Annotated in this window: 3 protein-coding genes and 1 pseudogene; 1 reads left to right on the top strand and 3 read right to left on the bottom strand. The window is 61.6% G+C overall.

The features are described 5' to 3' along the window. Positions 1-120 precede the first annotated feature (120 nt). Positions 121-387, top strand: coding sequence for a hypothetical protein (locus BGN95_RS06545; protein WP_286772014.1), 267 nt, complete (start codon positions 121-123; stop codon positions 385-387). A 43-nt stretch (positions 388-430) separates the two neighbouring features. Here BGN95_RS06545 and BGN95_RS06540 read toward each other — a convergent pair whose 3' ends face one another. The 3 genes and pseudogenes from BGN95_RS06540 to BGN95_RS06530 all read right to left on the bottom strand — a co-directional run. Continuing rightward, complete coding sequence (locus BGN95_RS06540) at positions 431-970, bottom strand: hypothetical protein (RefSeq protein WP_286772013.1); 540 nt, start codon at positions 968-970, stop codon at positions 431-433. Between the two features lie 250 nt (positions 971-1,220). After that, positions 1,221-1,691: a cyanase gene (gene cynS, locus BGN95_RS06535; RefSeq protein ID WP_286772012.1), complete on the bottom strand. Its 471-nt coding sequence runs from the start codon at positions 1,689-1,691 to the stop codon at positions 1,221-1,223. Positions 1,692-1,734: 43 nt separating this feature from the next. Beyond that, positions 1,735-1,950 (bottom strand): annotated as a pseudogene (locus BGN95_RS06530) (hypothetical protein); the annotation flags it as partial.

Below are 1,950 nucleotides of genomic sequence, written 5' to 3'. Positions count from 1 at the left end.
CCCTCTACCAGTACCTTCGCGCCGCTGCCTGACACCAATGTTCACATTATGTCCGGAAAATCGTTGTTCAGCGTACAAAGCTTGAGGTGACGCCAATGTCCCTTCGGAGCAGGCGCCGCGGTGTTAGTTACGGTCCTTGCGATCCTCTACGATGGCATACAGACGGTGGAGCTTCATGAGGCTGAACCGTCCGCTTGGGCCGCCCTGGTCCGGTTCATCGATGCGCGGTGGACCGACCGCTTTCAGGATATGCCGGTCCCTCCTTCCGAAGCCGAACGTGTGGAGCGCTTCTTTGCGGATAGCCCTGCGGAATGGTTGGTCGCGGAGGCCGATGTGTCGGAGCTGCACGAGGCATTGGATCTTGCTACTCTCGCCTCTCTTCGCTGACTCTCAAAACAGATCTTCCTGGCCCAAGATGGCCGGAAGGCTTTCAAATAATGCCGTGCGCCCTGAGGAACGCACCGACCTGCTCGGGCAGCGGTTCGGCTGGGCACAGCATCGTGTAGGCGGTCACCGCGTGCATGATCGCGCCGGTCCCGTCGACATCGCTTTCATCGAGCGTTGCCAACGGGTCTTTCTGAGCGTGCTTCAGGAAGTTGAATGGGCGGGTGATGTACCCGAGCAGCTTGTGCAGTTCCTTCGCGTCGAGCGTCACGGTGAGATCCGATGGATGCTTGATGGCGCCCTTTTCGATCCCAGCCGCAACATCGTCGATGAGCGCATCGATCTCCGGTGAGGTCGGCAAGTTGACGGGGGTTCCAGCGCGACGAGCTGCTGCCGCGTGGAACAGCCCCTGCTGGAGCACCATCGCAGCGTAGTTGTCACCACCCTTGTCGATGAGTTCGCGGAGCAAGCTTAAGGCCGATGCGGCAACGACATGCACCGCCAGAGGATCGTCGTTGCGCTCGACCATGACGATACCGCTCAAGATCAGGCGCTCGGCGGCGGTCAGCTTATCGATCAATGCCATGCGATTCCCCACCACCAGCGCGGCGCCCGATCAGTTCGGCAGCGGGTCACGACACCGCGCCGCCTCCGAACGTCGTCCATCGGCAGCCATAGCGCAGCGTGAGATCGGAGCGAAGGCGACATCGTCACAGCAATGACGAGCGCACAGCCCGAAAACTACCAAACCGGGAAACATCCGCCCGCAGAATCCGGGGTGGTAGAATTCGGTCCTGATGGGTGCCCTCAGCGCACGGGCCGCCGGCACTCCGCCATCAATAGGGTTTGGTCGGCAGATACTTCCCGTCCATCGTGATGACCGCGCGGTGACCGCCGTCAGGATCCTCGACCTTTTCCACCTTCAGGCGGAAATTGATCGCGCTGATGATGCCGTCGCCGAAGTCTTCGTGGACGATTGCCTTCAACGTGGTCCCGTAGACCTGGATCATCTCGTAAAACCGGTAGAGCGTCGGATCAGTCGGTACGCCCTCAGGGAAGCTGCCGCGGATCGGGATGGCCTGTAACAGGAGGATCTGCCCGGCATCGAATCCGAGGCGCTCGCCGACCATCTGCGCCGCTTCCTTCGGCAGCGGGTGCTGGCCGAGGACCGCCGCGGTCACGAATTCGCGGGCATAACCGGTTCCTTCCGCGATCTCCTTCCAAGAGAGGTCTTTCAGCGCCTTCGCGACGATCGCGGCTTCGGTGAGAGCTTGGCGCGCTGATGCGCTCGCCTGAGATTGCAGCATGTTCAATTCCTTTTCATTGATTGGGGTAAAGTGTCGTGTGCGCTTAAGCCCCCGCCGGTGTGCCGACCGGGTTCGGGCCGCGCGACGCGCTCGTATCGCTGGCGGTGACATGAGGGTTGTCGAAGAGGGAGACGAAGCGACCGGTCTTTCCATTGAGCGCGTCGATACCACCGCTGCCGATGTCATAGACCCAACCGTGCAGGCGAACGCTGCCCTGGGCGATCGCAAGCGCGACCGATGGATGGGTGCGCAGGTTGGC

The organism is Sphingomonas sp. 66-10 (assembly GCF_001897045.1).
In the GTDB taxonomy this organism is placed as follows: domain Bacteria; phylum Pseudomonadota; class Alphaproteobacteria; order Sphingomonadales; family Sphingomonadaceae; genus Sphingomonas; species Sphingomonas lycopersici.
The sequence above is the reverse complement of the archived record's forward strand: the minus strand, read 5'-3'. Positions and strand labels throughout refer to the sequence as shown.